Origin of the sequence: Streptomyces goshikiensis (assembly GCF_014650555.1) — a bacterium.
GTDB classification, from domain to species: domain Bacteria; phylum Actinomycetota; class Actinomycetes; order Streptomycetales; family Streptomycetaceae; genus Streptomyces; species Streptomyces goshikiensis.
In genome coordinates, this window is the sequence record NZ_BMVE01000001.1 from 333,291 (window position 1) to 348,690 (window position 15,400).

The 15,400-nt window shown below is 72.8% G+C and carries 12 protein-coding genes; 5 read left to right on the forward strand and 7 right to left on the reverse strand.

Features of this window, described 5'->3' with window-relative positions; all coding sequences use genetic code 11:
* The first annotated feature begins 5 nt into the window (after positions 1–5).
* Entirely contained in the window at positions 6–1,208 is a 1,203-nt protein-coding gene (locus tag IE248_RS01480; RefSeq protein ID WP_073798315.1) for an acetate kinase, read from the forward strand.
* 63 nt (positions 1,209–1,271) lie between these two features.
* Positions 1,272–2,705, forward strand: coding sequence for a pyruvate kinase (gene pyk, locus IE248_RS01485; protein ID WP_190029811.1), 1,434 nt, complete (start codon positions 1,272–1,274; stop codon positions 2,703–2,705).
* A gap of 91 nt (positions 2,706–2,796) precedes the next feature.
* Here pyk and IE248_RS01490 read toward each other — a convergent pair whose 3' ends face one another.
* The 4 genes from IE248_RS01490 to IE248_RS01505 all read right to left on the reverse strand — a co-directional run bounded on the left by IE248_RS01490 (position 2,797) and on the right by IE248_RS01505 (position 7,143).
* Positions 2,797–4,197, reverse strand: coding sequence for a hypothetical protein (locus IE248_RS01490; protein ID WP_190029812.1), 1,401 nt, complete (start codon positions 4,195–4,197; stop codon positions 2,797–2,799).
* A complete protein-coding gene (locus IE248_RS01495) occupies positions 4,187–4,777 on the reverse strand; it encodes a DUF6114 domain-containing protein (RefSeq protein WP_008738316.1) in 591 nt (196 codons plus the stop codon). The genes IE248_RS01490 and IE248_RS01495 overlap by 11 nt, the downstream gene beginning before the upstream one ends.
* A 115-nt stretch (positions 4,778–4,892) precedes the next feature.
* Positions 4,893–5,531, reverse strand: coding sequence for a DUF6230 family protein (locus tag IE248_RS01500; protein WP_073798313.1), 639 nt, complete (start codon positions 5,529–5,531; stop codon positions 4,893–4,895).
* A gap of 613 nt (positions 5,532–6,144) precedes the next feature.
* Positions 6,145–7,143 (reverse strand): tetratricopeptide repeat protein, encoded by a 999-nt coding sequence (locus IE248_RS01505; protein WP_190029813.1) that lies wholly within the window; start codon positions 7,141–7,143, stop codon positions 6,145–6,147.
* A 305-nt stretch (positions 7,144–7,448) separates the two neighbouring features.
* Here IE248_RS01505 and IE248_RS01510 point away from each other — a divergent pair, with 305 nt between their 5' ends.
* Together IE248_RS01510 and IE248_RS01515 are read left to right on the forward strand one after the other, a co-directional pair.
* Positions 7,449–8,087: a TetR/AcrR family transcriptional regulator gene (locus IE248_RS01510; protein WP_086025369.1), complete on the forward strand. Its 639-nt coding sequence runs from the start codon at positions 7,449–7,451 to the stop codon at positions 8,085–8,087.
* Between the two features lie 184 nt (positions 8,088–8,271).
* Entirely contained in the window at positions 8,272–11,820 is a 3,549-nt protein-coding gene (locus IE248_RS01515; protein ID WP_190029814.1) for an AfsR/SARP family transcriptional regulator, read from the forward strand.
* 17 nt (positions 11,821–11,837) lie between these two features.
* On the opposite strand, the gene IE248_RS38095 is transcribed toward IE248_RS01515, so the two are convergent.
* The 3 genes from IE248_RS38095 to proB all read right to left on the reverse strand — a co-directional run bounded on the left by IE248_RS38095 (position 11,838) and on the right by proB (position 14,085).
* A complete protein-coding gene (locus IE248_RS38095; protein WP_256382652.1) occupies positions 11,838–11,969 on the reverse strand; it encodes a hypothetical protein in 132 nt (43 codons plus the stop codon).
* Between the two features lie 131 nt (positions 11,970–12,100).
* Positions 12,101–12,907, reverse strand: coding sequence for a pyrroline-5-carboxylate reductase (gene proC, locus IE248_RS01520; protein ID WP_008738305.1), 807 nt, complete (start codon positions 12,905–12,907; stop codon positions 12,101–12,103).
* A gap of 35 nt (positions 12,908–12,942) precedes the next feature.
* Positions 12,943–14,085 carry a glutamate 5-kinase gene (gene proB / locus IE248_RS01525; protein WP_190029815.1) on the reverse strand — a complete coding sequence of 381 codons (1,143 nt, stop codon included), beginning with the start codon at positions 14,083–14,085 and terminating at the stop codon, positions 12,943–12,945.
* A gap of 269 nt (positions 14,086–14,354) precedes the next feature.
* Between proB and IE248_RS01530 the strand changes: the two genes are divergently transcribed.
* Positions 14,355–15,392 (forward strand): pyridoxal-phosphate dependent enzyme, encoded by a 1,038-nt coding sequence (locus IE248_RS01530; RefSeq protein ID WP_190029816.1) that lies wholly within the window; start codon positions 14,355–14,357, stop codon positions 15,390–15,392.
* Positions 15,393–15,400: the final 8 nt, after the last annotated feature.

Here is a 15,400-nt window from a genome sequence, read left to right on the forward strand (position 1 = left end):
CCACCGTGACCGCATCGCGCGTACTCGTCCTCAACTCCGGCTCCTCGTCGGTGAAGTACCAGCTGCTCGACATGGCGGACGCGTCCCGTCTGGCCGTCGGCCTGGTGGAGCGCATCGGGGAGGAGACCTCCCGCCTCGTGCACGAGACGCCGGGCGGGGGCGGCGGACGCGAGCGGGTCGGCCCGATCGCCGACCACGAGGCCGCGCTCAAGGCGGTCGCGGCGGAACTGGCGGCCGACGGGCTGGGCCTGGACTCCCCCGAGCTGGCCGCGGTGGGGCACCGGGTGGTGCACGGCGGGACCCGGTTCACCCGGCCGACGGTCGTCACCGACGAGGTGCTCGCGGAGATCCGGAACCTGATCCCGCTGGCCCCGCTGCACAACCCGGCGAACGTGACCGGCATCGAGGTGGCCCGTACCCTGCGCGCGGACCTCCCGCAGGTCGCGGTCTTCGACACGGCGTTCCACTCGACGATGCCGGAGCACGTGGCGCGGTACGCGATCGACGCCGCGACGGCGCGGGAGTACGCCATCCGGCGGTACGGCTTCCACGGCACCTCCCACGCGTACGTCTCCCGGGCGACGGCGGCGCTGCTGGGCCGGCCGGAGGCGGAGGTGAACGTGATCGTGCTGCACCTGGGCAACGGCGCCTCCGCGTCGGCGGTGCGCGGCGGGGTGTGCGTGGAGACCTCGATGGGCCTGACCCCGCTGGAGGGCCTGGTGATGGGCACCCGGTCGGGCGATCTGGATCCGGCGGTCGTCTTCCACCTGGCGCGGGTGGGGGGCCTCTCAGTGGATGAGATCGATTCGCTCCTGAACAAGAAGAGCGGTCTGCTGGGCATGTGCGGCGACAACGACATGCGCGAGGTGCTGCGGCGCGCGGGCGAGGGAGACGAGGCGGCGACGGTCGCCTTCGAGGCGTACGTCCACCGCCTGAAGAAGTACATCGGCGCCTACACGGCGGTCCTGGGCCGGGTGGACGCGGTGGTGTTCACGGCCGGGGTCGGCGAGAACGCCCACCAGGTACGGGCCGCCGCGGTGGCCGGGCTGGGCGGGCTGGGCCTGGAGCTGGACGCGGAGGCGAACGGGGTGCGCTCGCCGCGGCCGCGGCTGATCTCGCCGCCGGACGCCCGCGTCGCGGTGGCCGTGGTGCCGACGGACGAGGAACTGGAGATCGCGACGCAGGCCTACGCGCTGGTTACCCGGTAGTCACTTTGGACTTTCCGCCAGACGGAATATTCCGCTACGAAACAAACCGATAGGATCCGCTCCATGCGCCGTTCCAAAATCGTCTGCACGCTGGGCCCCGCCGTCGACTCGTATGAGCAGCTGAAAGCGCTCATCGAGGCAGGCATGAACGTGGCCCGATTCAACTTCAGCCACGGGTCCCAGGCAGAACACCAGGAGCGGTACGACCGCGTCCGGAAGGTCTCCGAGGACACCGGGCGTGCGGTCGGCGTCCTCGCCGACCTCCAGGGTCCGAAGATCCGTCTGGAGACCTTCGCAGAGGGTCCCGTCGAGCTGGTGCGCGGTGACGAGTTCACCATCACCACCGAGGACGTCCCGGGCGACAAGTCCATCTGCGGCACCACCTACAAGGGCCTGCCGGGCGACGTCACCAAGGGCGACCAGATCCTGATCAACGACGGCAACGTCGAGCTGCGGGTGACCGGGGTCGAGGGCCCGCGGGTGCGGACCATCGTCATCGAGGGCGGTGTCATCTCGGACCACAAGGGCATCAACCTGCCCGGCGCGGCCGTGAACGTCCCCGCCCTGTCGGAGAAGGACGTCGACGACCTCCGCTTCGCCCTGCGGATGGGCTGCGACATGGTCGCCCTGTCCTTCGTCCGCGACGCCAACGACGTCAAGGACGTCCACAAGGTCATGGACGAGGAGGGCCGCCGGGTCCCCGTCATCGCCAAGGTGGAGAAGCCGCAGGCCGTCGAGAACATGGCGGCCGTCGTCGCCGCGTTCGACGCGGTCATGGTGGCCCGCGGTGACCTGGCCGTCGAGTACCCGCTCGAAAAGGTCCCGATGGTCCAGAAGCGGCTCATCGAGATGTGCCGCCGCAACGCCAAGCCGGTGATCGTCGCGACCCAGATGATGGAGTCGATGATCACCAACTCCCGCCCGACGCGCGCGGAGGCCTCCGACGTCGCCAACGCGATCCTGGACGGGGCCGACGCGGTCATGCTGTCGGCCGAGTCCTCGGTCGGTGCCTACCCGATCGAGACCGTCAAGACGATGTCGAAGATCGTCACGGCGGCCGAGGAGGAGCTGCTCGCCAAGGGCCTCCAGCCCCTGGTCCCGGGCAAGAAGCCCCGTACCCAGGGCGGCTCCGTCGCCCGCGCGGCCTGCGAGATCGCGGACTTCCTCGACGGCAAGGCGCTCATCGCCTTCACCCAGTCCGGGGACACGGCCCGCCGCCTGTCGCGCTACCGCGCCTCGCAGGAGATCCTCGCCTTCACCACGGACGTCAACACGCGCAACCAGCTCACGCTGAGCTGGGGCGTCGAGTCGTACGTCGTCCCGCACGTGGACACCACGGACGCGATGGTCGACCTGGTGGACGGCGAGCTGCTCAAGCTGGGCCGCTACGACCAGGGCGACACCATGGTCATCACCGCCGGCTCGCCCCCCGGCGTCCCGGGCACGACCAACATGGTCCGCGTCCACCACCTGGGCGGCGACGCCCCGCAGGCCTGACCGGCACCTGCCGCACACGGACCGAGGGCGGCACCCGGGATCCCTTCCAGGATCCGGGGTGCCGCCCTCGGCGCGTCGTGCTCGCGGCGGGTTACTCCGGCGGGCCGATGTAGTTCTTGAGGCCCGGAACCGTGAGGGTGCCGCCGAACTGGCCGGCCTGGACGACCTTGACGTTCGTGAAGAACGCGAACGGGACGTTCAGGGGCGGCGGGCTGTTCGGGGTGAACTCGATCGGGATCAGACCGAAGAGGTTCCCCTTGAGGCTCTCGGTGTACATCGTCACCGTGCCGCCGCGGATCTTGGACGTGGAGCCCGGGCGGGACTTCAGGTGGGCGACGTTCCCGCTCTTGCCGACCGTCTGGTACAGGTCCTTGATGTCCAGCGAGTCCGCGGTGAACTTGAGGACCTTCTTGACCTTGCCGCCCGCCGTCTTCACCTCGACGATGCCCTCGTAGTCGAGGCCGTAGAGGGTCAGCAGCGAGCTGTCGAGGTACCACGGCTCGTCCGGGAGGAGCGGGATCCCCGCCTCCAGTTCGGCGTCGGCGAGTGCCTTGGCGTCGTACGTCGGACAGGGGAAGGGTTCCTTCCCGTCCGCGTCCTTCGTCGCCTCGGGAGTGGCCTCGTCCTTGGCGTCCTCGGCGTCCTCGGCGTCCTTGGCGTCCTTGGCCTTGTCGGCCTTGTCGGCCTTGTCCTGGTCCGCCTTGGTGTCCTTGGGCTTCGGCGCGGCGCCCTTGTCGGCGCCCTTGCCCGTCTCGTCCTTCGGGGTCGCGGCGGTGTCCTTGACCTCCTTGGACAGCTCCGAGACCGGGACGCCCGCCTTCTTCGCCGCCTCGCGGATCGCGTCCGCGGCGGTGTCCTTGGCGGCCGTGGCGGCGGTGGTGGACGGCGCGGGCGCCGGGGTCGCCGGTGCCTTCGCGTCCTTGAGGGGCCTGCCGAGCTCGTCGACGAGGTCCTTGACCTTGTCGCCCAGCCCCAGCGGGTCCAGCGGGTTCGCCGGCTTGGCGGCCGGCGTCGAGGCCGACGGAGCCGGTGACGTCTGCTTCGCGGCCGGCGGCGGGTCGGCCGGCTTGGCAGCCGGCTTGGACGCCGAGGCGCTCGCGGACGGCTTCGGCGCCGACGGGCTCACGCCCGGCTTCGGCTTCGAGGCGGACGCGCTCGGCGAGGGGCTCGCGCCGGGCGACGCGCTCGCACTCGCACTGGGCGAAGGCGACGTGGAGGGCGACGGGGACGCGGACTCCGCGGGCTCGTCCGACCGCGTCACGCACGGGCCGGGCGCGAAGGGGATCTCCTTGTCGTCGGCCACGGCCAGCTTCGGGGCCATGCCCATCCCGACGAAGACCGCGGTCGGCATGGCGGCCAGCGCCATCGTCTTGCCGACGGGTATCTGGATCTTGTTCAGCAGCGATTTCCTGGGCGCCGCGTGCCGCGGGCCCTTTCTGTCACGGGACTCTGCGCCTGGGGCCACGCCCCGCTGCGTCTCGTCACCCCGCACTGTTCCTCCCGCCATCGGCGTGGGCAGTCGTCTCGCTCGCGTGTGCCGTCTCCGAGTCGCGGGGGGCCGGGACGCCGTGGAGGCCGCCCGCCATCGCATCGGCCTTGCTCATGCCGACCACGGGTTCCGTCGCCGCCGGCGCCATCGCCGTCGCCTCCGCCGGATCGGCGGGCTTGCCGGGGACCCACGACAGGGCCAGGGCGCCGCCGACCATGGAGAACGCGAACCCGACGAAGAATCCGCCCAGGTTCGACACCGGCAGCGACACCAGCGCGAGCAGGATCGAGGCGACTCCCGCGAAGACGCGGATGGCCTGCTGGAACCAGAGCGCCACGCCCAGTACGGCCAGCAGTACGCCGATGATCAGCGAACCGGAGCCGGCCGTCGTGGCCATGGCGAGGGTGACGTTGCCCAGCCGGAGGTCCGCGTACGGGTAGTACGCGATCGGGAAACCACCGCAGATCATGAACAGGCCTGCCCAGAAGGGGCGGCGGCCGCGCCAGGCGTAGAAGTGGTAATACGCCACGGTGAGCAGGGCATCATCGGAGCGGCGAACGTAGACCGGGGCCTGGTGGTTCATGGACTACAGCTCCCTGGAAACGGTGGTACGGAAAACTCGGGTGGAGCCCGGACGGGCGGGCGGAGACGGCCGCTGCCGCCCCCGTCCCGCCCTTCCGGTCACACCTCGGGACGGATTACTTCTCGTCCTGGTAGCACGGCTGGTCGCCGCCGAGCAGGCGCAGCTTGAGGTCGGGCAGCTTGAACGTACCCGCCGTCGTCGCCCACGCCTTCTGGCGCACGTTCGACAGAATCGCCTTGTCGGCGCGCTGGGAGAACGCGTACGGGCTCGCGACCGTACCGGCCTGCGGCTTGGTCTTGTGGCTCGCGTCGCCCACGGCGACACCGATGTCGAGGTTCTTGAACTCGGCGTCGGTGTCGAGCTCGGCAACATCCAGGTAGATGTTGTCGGCGACGGCCGGCTTGCCCTTGTGGCCCGTCCGCAGCTGGAGCGTGATGTTGCCCAGCGGAGTCGGGGTCACCAGCGACTGGCACATGTTGGTGATCTCGGCGTGGCTGAACCCGGAGATGGTGACCGGGTGGTGCGCCGCGTTGCCCTTGAGGTCGTGACCCTCGGCAATGCCGCCGTACTGGATGAGGTTGTCACCGTCGAGCTTGTCGGCCGAGACCTTGAAGTCCTGGCCGGAGACGCTGAAGGACGCCGCGAGGGCACCCTGCGCCAGACCCACACCGACCGCGGCGGTGGCCGCGATGCTCGGCACCATGACGAGCGCGAAGCGCTTCCATCTGGTCCCGCCACGAACCTGAGAACTCATTTTCGTTCCTCCTTCTCGGACGTACATCTCCGGTCCGGGCCGTACCCGTCCTGGGATGGGAGAAGTGCTACGTCCTCGGGAAGGAGCGCAGGCGGCCGGGCCGCGGCGCACAGCCGCGTCCGGTACACCGGCGATCACCCCCGAGCGACAACCACTGGGCCACGCGTTCGCGCAACCTGGAGGGACAGGCCCTGCCGGTGCGGCAGAGACCCCCCTGTCCCACGGCCGGTGCGGAAACTGCCACCCGCCGGCTCGGTGGGGACCCTCCACCGCGGCTCCGGATGAGCGGCTCCGCGGGAAGGACCGAGCGTCGCCGATCGTGGTCCATTCCAGGCCGGGGCACAAGGGGGTTCGTTACTGGCGGGTAACGGGTGGATAACCGGAGTACGACCCACTGCCGTCGGGCGGCGACACAGGGTGTCACCCAGGGCCACGACAGAACGGGGGAAGAGTGAACCAACCGGACAGTTCACCTGGTTCGGCTTACTCGCAGTAACAGCGGCCGCGATTACCAAGTTTTGGTAAAATGCGGCCGCTGTTTACCAGCGTGTCAATAAATCGCCGGTGCTCCACCGGCCACCCGGACCCTTCCGGATCCGGGCCGGGCCGGGAGCTAGAACAGGACGCGGGCGAGCGCGGTGCGCGCCGCCGACACCCGGGGGTCGTCCGCCCCGATGACTTCGAACAGCTCCAGCAGGCGCACCCGTACGGCGTCCCGCTCGTCGCCCGCCGTCACCCTGACGGTGTCGACGAGACGGCCGAAGGCGTCCTCCACGTGCCCGCCGACCAGGTCCAGGTCGGCCGCGGCGATCTGCGCCTGCGGATCGCGCGGGTTGGCGGCGGCCGCCTCGCGCACCGCCTGCGGGTTCATGTGCTGCACCCGGGAGAGCAACTCTGCCTGGGCCAGGCCCAGCTTCGCCTCCATGTTCGCCGGGTCATCGGCGAGTACGTTCTTGTACGCCTGCACCGCGCCGCCGAGGTCACCGGCGTCCAGCGCGACGACGGCCGCCTCCAGCAGCGCGTCGTACGGACCGGCCGGGGGCGCGGCCGCGGCGGCGGGGGCCCCTTCGGCACCGGGGTCGACCTGGAGGCCGATGAGGCCGAAGCGCTCCTCGGCGACCTGGACCAGCTGGGCGAGGGTCTCGCGGATCTGCTGCTCGGGCACCACGCCCTGGAACAGCGGCAGCACCTGGCCGGCGACCACGGCGAAGACCGCCGGGATGCCCTGGATACCGAACTGCTGCATCAGCATCTGGTTGGCGTCGACGTCGACCTTCGCGAGGACGACGCGGCCGGCGGCCTCGACGGTCAGCCGCTCCAGCAGCGGGCTGAGCTGCTTGCACGGCTCGCACCACTCGGCCCAGAAGTCGAGGACGACCGGGACCTCGTTGGAGAGCTGGAGTACGTCGCGTTCGAAGCCGGCCTCGTCGACGTCGATGACGAGCGCGGAGGGCGGCACGGCGCCGGCGGCCGCGGCCGCGGCGCCGGCGCCGCTCCCGCCCTGCCGGGCCGATTCGGCCCGCGCCTGCTCGGCCTTCGCCTTGGCCTCGCCGGCCGCCTTCACAGCGGCGAGGTCGACGACGCCGCTCATGGACATGTTTCTGGGCTGCATGCGTACATCCTCCCCCGTGTGCGCGCGCCGACGAAAAGGATCGCGCGAAATAGCGCGCGATCCGGCCCCACCCCTGTCGTGCCGGCCCTGCCGGTCCTACCGGCTCTGCCGCCTTGCTGGTCTTGTCTGTTCTTGCCCTGATGTCTGCGGCGCCGGGTCCCCACCTGGCACCAGTAGCCTTCGCGTGGTTGTCGCTCTTTCGCTACGAGCCGTAGCGTAACTCCCCGCAGGCCCGGGCGCCCCGTGATCTGAACCACAGCGCCAGGGCCCGGGGCGGTTCCCTACCGGCGGGTATGGTCACCGCCATGCGCAACCCCAGCCCCGGCATCAGCCCCCCGCCCGGCCGCACCGGCCGCCCCCGCAGCGCCGCTGCGGACGCGGCGATCCTGGCCGCCACCCGGGACGCGCTGGTCGAGCTGGGCTGGTCGAAGCTGACGATGGGCGACGTGTCGGCGCGGGCGGGGGTCGCGAAGACCACCCTGTACCGGCGCTGGGCGGGCAAGAACGAGCTCGTCGTGGACGCGGTCGCGGAGCTCTTCGACGCCCTCGAACTGCCCGACCGGGGCTCCCTCGAAGCGGACATCGAGTACGTGGTCCTCCAGTTCGCGGAACTGCTGCGGCGCCCGGAGGCCCGTACGGCCCTGATGGCGGTGGTCGCGGAGTCCACCCGGGACGAGGCGCTGCGCGACCGGATCCGGTCGGCGATCGTGGACCGGCAGAAACGTCTCGTCGTACTGGGGCGCGAACGGGCGCAGGCCCGCGGCGAACTCCCCTACGAGGAGGACGAGTCCCTCACCGGCGACACCACCGACCTGATCTTCGACGTGATCGCGGGCACGGTGGTGCACCGGGCGCTGGTGAGCTCCGAGCCGGTGGACGGGCTGTGGGTGGCCACCTTCACGGCGCTCCTGATGCACGGCCTCCAGGGCGGGCCCCCGGCCTGATTCCGCCGGTCGGCGACCGGCGGCGCGGCCGCGGCTCCAGGAACCCATCACTCCGTATTTACCTGGGCAGTTGGGCCTCCGCCGCCTTGTTTTCGGGGCCTGCCGCGGCCACGGGGAGCTGGTATACGATCACGCTTCGTCAAGGCCTCCCGTCGAGGGCTGGCGCGAACCCGGTGAGGCAACCATGAGCGATCATCGCCCCGCAGACGTGCACTTCGCGGTCCTCGGCTCGCTCGAAGTCCGCGCGGGAGGCGCCCGGATCCGGCTCGGCGGACCGATCTCGGAGCGGGTGCTCGCGACGCTGCTCCTCGACCCCGGCCGGGTGATGCCCATCGGCCGCCTCGTCGAGGCCGCCTGGGACGACGAGCCGCCCGCCACCGCCGCGCACCAGGTCCGCAAAGCCGTCGCCGATCTGCGCCAGCGCATTCCGGACGGCGGCCGGCTGATCGTCACCGAGGGGGCCGGCTACCGGGTGGCCGTCGCCCCGGAACGGCTCGATCTCAGCCTGTTCGCGCTGCGGCTGCGGCAGGCCCGGGCGGCGCTGGACGCCGGGCGGCCGCTGGACGTGGCGCGGGAACTGCGCGCCGCGCTCGACCTGTGGCGCGGCCCGGTGCTGTCGGGGAGCGGCGGCACGGCGATCGCCTCGGCCTCGGCGGTGCTGGAGGAACGCCGGCTGACCGCGGTCGAACAGCTCATCGAGATCAGGCTGGCGCTCGGCGAGTCCGGGGAACTCGTCGGCGACCTGCGGGAGCTGATAGCCGCCCACCCCCTGCGGGAGGCGCCGCGCGGCCAGTTGATGCTCGCGCTGTACCGGTCGGGCCGCCAGGCGGAGGCCCTGGCGGAGTTCGGCCGGGTCCGGGAGCTGCTGGTCGAGGAACTCGGCATCGACCCGGGCCCCCGGCTCACCCGCCTGTACGAGGCGATCCTCCGCGACAGCCCCGAACTCGCGCCCCCGGAACCCCCCGCGCCCCCGCGCCCCGCCACGCCCTGGGCCGGCCCGGCCCCCGTGACCGGGACCCCGGGCTGGCCGAAGGCCGCGCCCGGCTCGATGGCCGGGGCCGCGGCCCCGGCCGAACCCGCTGCGGGCGGCCCGGTGGCCGACGCGGAGACGGCGACCGGGACCGGGCCCGACGCCCCGGCCAAGCCCGGACCCGGTTTCCCGGGCGGGCCTTGGGCCGGGGGCGGCGACACGGACAGCCCGGCAATCGCGGGCGCGCCCTGGGCCGGGGCCGGTGAGACGAGCGGCGCAGCAGTCGCGGGCGCGCCCTGGGCCGAGGGCAGGGCCTCATCCGCGGTCGGGCCCGAGCCCTGGGCCGGCGCCGGTCCCGGGGCCGGATCCACGAACGCGGCCGGGCCCGGCGGCGGGGCCGGGACCGGGGCGGCGGCCGGGGGTGAGCGGGTGGCGCCGCGGGCGACCGAGGTGCCGCGGACGCTGCCCAACGACCTGACCGGGTTCACCGGGCGGGAGCGGGAGCTGGGCCGGCTGCTGGAGCGGGCCGCCGCTCCGGCCGACGGGGCCACCCGGATCGTCGCCATCGACGGCATGGGCGGCAGCGGCAAGACCGCCCTCGCGATCCGGGCCGCGCACCGGCTGGCCGAGGCCTATCCGGACGGGCAGCTCTACATCGACCTGCGCGGGTTCACCCCCGGCGAGCAGCCGCGGCTGCCGCTGAGCGTCCTCGGCGCACTGCTGCGCAGCCTCGGCGTGCCGGGCGAGCGGCTGCCCGAGGAGGCCGACAGCCGCAGCTGCATGTGGCGGGGCATGCTGGCCGAGCGCCGGATGCTGATCGTCCTGGACAACGCCGCCGACGTCGCGCAGGTGCGGCCGCTGCTCCCGGCGTCGTCGAACTCCCTCGTCCTGATCACCAGCCGGACCCGCATGGTCGAACTCGACGGCTGCGACTGGATGTCGGTCGGGGTGATGTCCCCGCCGGACAGCCGGGCGCTGGTCAGGGAGGCGCTCGGCCGGTCCCGGACGGAGCGGGAGCCGGAGGCCGTCGAGGCGCTGGCGGAGCTGTGCGGGCACCTGCCGCTGGCGCTGCGGATCGCGACCGCCCGGCTGCGCAACCGGCCGCGCTGGACGGTGCGCCACCTGGTGGACCGGCTCGCGGACGGGACCCGCAGGCTGGACGAGCTGAGGTCGGGCGAGCGCAGCGTCGAGGCGACGCTGCGGCTGTCCTACCGGGCTATGCGGAAGGAACACCGGGACGCGTTCCGGCTGTTGGGGCTGCACCCCGGCGCGGAGATCGACGTGCATTCGGCGGCGGCGCTGCTGGGGTGCGGGGTGCGGGAGGCCGAGGACGTACTGGAGCACCTGCTGGACGCGCACCTGGTCGGGCAGCACGAGATCGGCCGGTACGCCTTCCACGACCTGGTGCGGAGCTTCGCCCAGAGCCCGCGCGGCGACGACGACAACGACAACGACGGCGACAACGACACGGTGGAGACGGCGGCCACCGGGCGGCTGCTGGACCACTTCTTCGCGGTGACCGAGGAGGCCTGCCGGTTCCTGTACCCGGGGCGCGACGCCGTCGACGTCCCGTTCGCCCGGCCGACCGGCGGGCTCCCGCCGATCGGGAGCGCGGGCGAGGCGGAGGCGTACTTCGACCGGGAGTACGTGACGCTGCTGGCGGCCGTGGCACGCGCCCAGGAGCGGGGGTTCTTCGCGCACGCCGTCCACCTGGCCCGGAACCTGGTGTTCCATCTCAATGCCCGCAGCTACCTGTCGGAGTACGCGCAGGCCGCGGACCTCGCGGTGGCGGCGGCCCGGCGGATCGGCGACCCGGCGCAGCTGCGGCTGAGCCTGTCGAACCAGACCGTCTCCCGCGCCAAACTCGGCCGGTTCCGCGAGGGGATCGCCGCCGCGTCGGAGGCCCTGGACATCGCGGTGTCCCTCGGCGACCGGCACGGCGAGGCGTACTGCCGCGACCTGCTCGGCATGCTGCACAGCTGCCTCGGCCACCTCGCGGCCGGGCGCAGCCACCTGGAGCGGGCGGTCGAGCTGTACCGGGAGGCCGGGAGCAACCGGCAGGAGACGTACGCCCTGTGCAACCTCAGCTCGGTGTACACCTGGCTCGGGCGCCACCGGGAGGCCGCCTCGGCCGCCGAGCGCGCGGTGGCCATCAGCCGCCGCCTCGGCGCCCGCAACGAGGAGATCTCCGCGCTGAACGACCTGGCGATCGCCCGGCTGGCGACGCGGGACCACTCCGCGGCCCGCTCCGCCGCCGAGCAGGCGCTGGAGCTGAGCGACGAGTCCCGGATGCCGGAGAACCTGGCGCTGACGCTCGCGCTGGCGGCGGACGCCTCCCTGCACCTGGGCCGGACCCGGCAGGCCGTGGCCCACGCCGACCGGGCGTACGGGCTGATCCGGGCCAAGGGGACGGCGCTGCGGCAGGCCGTGGTGGAGAACATCCTCGGCGACGTCCACTGCCGGCGCGGGGAGTTCGACCGGGCGCTCGCCCTCCACGAGAGCGCCTACGAGCTAGCGTCGGCCATCGAGTACCGCATCGAGGCGGCCCGCGCGCTGCGGGGGATGTCGGCGGCCCTGGCGGCGACGGGACGGACGGGGCGGGCGGAGATCCTGCGCCGGTGCGCGGACGACGTCATGGAGAGCATGCGCGTACCGGTGGACCGTCGGCCTGCGGCCCCCGAGGCGGCTCGGCCCGCCGCACGGCCCGCCCGGCCGCCCGTCGCGCCGGGCCCGGCCGCGGACCCCGCGCCGGCCTCGGCGTAGGGGTCGGGGACCGGGCGTCAGCGGGGGCTGACGGCGGGGCCGACCTCGATCGCCCGGACCTCGGCGCCGGACGGCCGCGGGACGGCGGCGGTCCCGAGGACCAGGGCGACGGTGAGGACCCCGACGCAAGCGGCGATCTTGCTGCGCATGATGACTCCCTCTGTGCGGTGTGGTGGTGGAGTGCGCCGGGGCGGTGTGCCGTCCCGACACGGAAGACTCTGGCCGGACGCGTTCCCGAACCGTTCCCGAACCGGTACCGGCCGGCGTACCGGCGTACCGGCTAGGAGGAGGCGCTCAGTTCCCGGCTGCGGTCGCGGGCGGCCTCGATGGCCGCCATCAGCGCGGCGCGCACGCCGTGCCGCTCCAGCTCCCGCATCGCGCTGACCGTCGTACCGGCCGGCGAGGTGACGGCCTCGCGGAGGCGGACCGGGTGCTCCGCGGTGTCGCGGAGCATCACCGCGCCGCCGACGGCGCTGCGCACGACGAGCTCGTGGGCCTTGTCCCGGGGCAGTCCGAGGAGCACGCCCGCGTCGGTCATCGCCTCGACGAGGAAGTAGAAGTACGCCGGTCCCGAGCCCGACAGGGCGGTCGCGGCGTCCTGCTGGGACTCCGGCACCACCAGGGTGTGGCCGACGCTGCGGAAGATCGCGCCGGCCCGGTCCACGTGGTACGGCGAGGCGTGGGCGCCGCCGGAGAGGACGGTCATGCCCTCGTCGACCAGGACCGCGGTGTTGGGCATGGCCCGGACCACCGGGGTGCCGGCCGGGAGCCGCTCCTCGAAGAAGCCGGTGGTGAGCCCGGCCGCCACGCTGACCAGCAGCGTGGCGGGGGTGAGCGCCGGGGCGATCTCCGCCAGCAGCGCGCCCATGTCCTGCGGCTTCACCGCGAGGACGAGGACGTCGGCCCAGGAGGCGGCCTCCTGGTTGTCCACCACGGGGACTCCGTGGCGGGCCTCCAGCGCGGCCGCGTGCTCCTTGCGGCGGCTGGTCGCCCGCAGTCCGGACGCGGGCCAGCCGGACCGCAGCAGACCGCCGAGGAGGGCCTCGCCCATCTTGCCCGTGCCGAGCACGGCGACATCGCACGTCATGTGCTGCTCCTTCTCGCTCACCGTCGGATCGCCGGTCATGCCGGCCCCGTCCCCACCTGGTCGTGGGGCGCGAACAGCGCCACGTCGTCCGCGCCGACGACCTCGAAGTACGCCGAGGCCCCGGGTCCGTCCGTCACCGGCACTCCGGCGAGCAGCCGGATCAGGTCGCCGGCCGCCTGCCGGGCCAGCCCGCGCGCGACCGCCCCGCCGGAGCCGTCCACGAGGTCCACCGGGTCGCCCACCGCGAACTGCCCCTCGACGGCGGTGACCCCGCCGCACAGGACGGGCCGGCGGTGTTCCCGTACGTCCTGGACCGTTCCGGCGTCGATGGTGATCCTGCCGCGCGGGGCGGTGGCGTGGGCCAGCCAGAACAGCTGCTCCGCGGGGCGCTGGCGGGCGGCGTGGAAGTACGTACCGGTCCGTCCGCCCGCCAGGGCCTCCCGCGCGTTCCACGCGGCGGCCAGCACGACGGGGATCCCGGCGCCCGCGGCGGTCGTCGCCGCCTGGACCTTGGCGGCCATGCCGCCGGTGCCGACGCCGGAGCGGCCGGGGGCGGACGTACGGATGCCCGCGAGGTCGGCGGGGCCGCGGACCTCGGCGACGGGGCTGCTCCCGGCGGCGAGCGGGTCGCCGTCGTAGAGCGCCTCCACGTCGGAGAGCAGGACGAGCAGGTCGGCGCCGATCAGTTCGGCGACCAGCGCGGCGAGGCGGTCGTTGTCCCCGAAGCGGACCTCGTGGGTGGCGACGACGTCGTTCTCGTTGACGACGGGCACGATCCCCATCTGCATGAGCTTCTTCAGGGTGCGCCGGGCGTTGTGGTAGTGGTCGCGGCGGGTGATGTCGTCGGCGGTGAGCAGGACTTGGCCGACCTGGATGCCGTACCGGCCGAACTGGGCGCCGTAGCGGGCCATGAGCAGCCCCTGGCCGACGCTGGCGGCGGCCTGCTGGCCGGACAGTTCGGTGGGCCGGGCCGCCAGGCCCAGCGGGGCGAGCCCGGCGGCGACGGCGCCCGAGGAGACGAGCACGACGCTCTTGCCCCGCGCGCACAGTGCGGCGAGGACCTCGACGAGGGCGTCGAGCCGGTGGGGGTCGAGCCGGCCGGACTCCGAGGTGAGGGAGGACGAGCCGATCTTCACCACGATCCGGTGGGCCCCGGCGACGTCGTTGCGGCCGGTCATGCGCCGGCGCGTTCGGTGTCGGGGGCGGCGGGCGTCCGGGGCGGCCGCGGGTCCGCGGGGAGAACGACGGGCTGAGACAAGGCGAGGTCCTTAGGGATTCCGGCGAGAACGGCGCGGACGGCAGCACCGGCGACCGCCCGTCGATTGACGCATCCGGCCTTCCCGGATTCTTCCCGAACGGCCCGGGAACCGACCGGGAACGGTTCGGTATCGGCCTGATCTAGATTCCATCCGGTCGACGCCCGTGAACCACACGAGAAAGGGGCGCTATGTATTCGTCATTCGCCGAGAAGATGTCGAAACCGGATCTGATAGACCTGGGCGACGGAATCTACGTCCTGCGGTTCGAGGTCATGAAGGTGACGTCGGTCTACTCGGCGGTCAAGGACCTGCTGGCCCGCGGCGTGATCCGCCCGGGCCAGACCCTCGTGGACAGCTCCAGCGGCATCTACGGGCACGCGCTCGCCCTGGTGTGCCGCGAACTGGGGCTGAAATGCCATGCCTTCGCCTCGGTGGCGGTCGACGACTCGATCAGGACCCAGCTCAAGTACCTCGGCGCCACGTACGACCAGGTCGCGGGCGGGACGGGCAGCCTCCAGCACGACCAGGAGGTCCGCGTCCGGCTCGTCCACGACTACCTGCGGCGCAACCCCGACGCGTACTGGATGCGGCAGTACCACGACGACGTGCACTACGTCGGCTACGAGCACGTCGCGAACATGCTGCTCAAGGAGCTGGGTTCGGCCGAGATGACGCTGGTGGGCGGGGTCGGCACCGGCTCGTCGACCAGTGCGATGAGCCGCTACCTGCGGGCCGGGTGCCCGAACGTGCGGGTCGCCGGCATCCAGCCGTTCGGCAGCCGCTCCTTCGGCGCGGAGGGCTTCCCCCTCGACGGGTTCATCATCGCCGGGATCGGCAGCGGGATCCGCTTCGACAACATCGACTACAGCGCCTACGACGACGTCCACTGGCTGGACTTCGACGTGTCGGCGGCGGGCTGCCGCCACCTGCTCTCCAGCACCGGCGTCTTCGCCGGGCTCTCGGCCGGCGCCGGCTGGCAGGCCGCCCGGCACATCCGCCGGACGCGCCCCGACGCCGGTCCCGTGGTCTTCATGGCCGCGGATCCGGGACACCGCTACGTCCAGCAGGTCTTCCCGCCCGACGGGCCGGTGGCCGAGGACCCCGATTACCGCCCGGTGGTCATCACCGAACTCGACCAGATGACCGGACCCTGGTGCACGATGAATTGGGGCCGAAGACATTTCAGCGTCCAGGACGATCTGCCGGCGCTTTCCCTCCAGGGCTGAGCGGTCCT

What these genes read in the sequence shown, in the direction of transcription:
- pyk (WP_190029811.1), top strand. Translation starts at nt 1,272, where the DNA reads ATGCGCCGTTCCAAAATCGTCTGCACGCTGGGCCCCGCCGTCGACTCG.
- IE248_RS01495 (WP_008738316.1), bottom strand. Translation starts at nt 4,777, where the DNA reads ATGAACCACCAGGCCCCGGTCTACGTTCGCCGCTCCGATGATGCCCTG.
- IE248_RS01500 (WP_073798313.1), bottom strand. Translation starts at nt 5,531, where the DNA reads ATGAGTTCTCAGGTTCGTGGCGGGACCAGATGGAAGCGCTTCGCGCTC.
- IE248_RS01505 (WP_190029813.1), bottom strand. Translation starts at nt 7,143, where the DNA reads ATGCAGCCCAGAAACATGTCCATGAGCGGCGTCGTCGACCTCGCCGCT.
- IE248_RS01510 (WP_086025369.1), top strand. Translation starts at nt 7,449, where the DNA reads ATGCGCAACCCCAGCCCCGGCATCAGCCCCCCGCCCGGCCGCACCGGC.
- IE248_RS01515 (WP_190029814.1), top strand. Translation starts at nt 8,272, where the DNA reads ATGAGCGATCATCGCCCCGCAGACGTGCACTTCGCGGTCCTCGGCTCG.
- IE248_RS38095 (WP_256382652.1), bottom strand. Translation starts at nt 11,969, where the DNA reads ATGCGCAGCAAGATCGCCGCTTGCGTCGGGGTCCTCACCGTCGCCCTG.
- proC (WP_008738305.1), bottom strand. Translation starts at nt 12,907, where the DNA reads ATGACGTGCGATGTCGCCGTGCTCGGCACGGGCAAGATGGGCGAGGCC.
- proB (WP_190029815.1), bottom strand. Translation starts at nt 14,085, where the DNA reads ATGACCGGCCGCAACGACGTCGCCGGGGCCCACCGGATCGTGGTGAAG.
- IE248_RS01530 (WP_190029816.1), top strand. Translation starts at nt 14,355, where the DNA reads ATGTATTCGTCATTCGCCGAGAAGATGTCGAAACCGGATCTGATAGAC.